General features: G+C 75.8%; 1 protein-coding gene and 1 pseudogene. One reads left to right on the forward strand and one right to left on the reverse strand.

Features of this window, described 5'->3' with window-relative positions; genetic code table 11:
- A pseudogene (locus ACYVE9_RS29675) lies at positions 1-225 on the reverse strand (cell division protein ZapE); the annotation flags it as partial.
- A 66-nt stretch (positions 226-291) separates the two neighbouring features.
- Here ACYVE9_RS29675 and ACYVE9_RS29680 point away from each other — a divergent pair.
- A partial coding sequence (locus ACYVE9_RS29680; RefSeq protein ID WP_461030960.1) for a dihydrofolate reductase family protein occupies positions 292-683 on the forward strand: 392 nt, incomplete at its 3' end.

The following is a 683-nucleotide window of genomic DNA, read 5'->3' on the forward strand; positions in this document are numbered from 1 at the left end:
CAGCCCGGCGGCGAAGGCGCTCAGCACCGCGACGGCCTCGGCCTGGCTGGGCTGCGCCGGGTCGGGCACGTAGGTGTCGAAGCGCACCGAGTCGAAGCGCGGTGGCGGTACCAGTTCCGCCACCAGCCGCTCAGCCGGGACGTGCGGCTCCCTGTCGCACAGGGACGCCGGGCTCTCGCCGGCGGTGCGGGCGGGCGGACGCGGGGAGGCTGCGGAGGTCGGCACGTCTTTCACTCTACGGCGCCGGGCCGCGCGCCCGGGACGACAGTGGCCCGTGCCACACTGCGGCACATGCGACGCCTGTTCCCCGTTTCCGCAGACCTGTCCGATTCCGCCGACCGCGAGTGGAGCCTCGACGAGTTGGCCGACGCGTACGCGTATCCGCCCGCCGGGCGGTCCGGCTGGCTGCGCGCCAACATGGTCTCCTCGCTGGACGGCGCCGCGCACCACGAGGGCCGCTCGCAGCCGCTGTCGGGAGCGGCCGACATGCGGATCTTCGGAGTGCTGCGGGCGTTGGCGGACGCCGTCGTGGTCGGCGCGGAAACGGTCCGGCGGGAGGGCTACCGGCCGGCCCGGGCCCGGGAGGCGTTCGCCGACCGCAGGGCCGCCGCCGGGCAGACCCCGGCACCGGCCGTGGTCGTGGTCAGCGCGGGGCTGGACCTGGACTTCACCGCGCCGCTGTT

This window comes from Streptomyces sparsus (genome assembly GCF_054776295.1).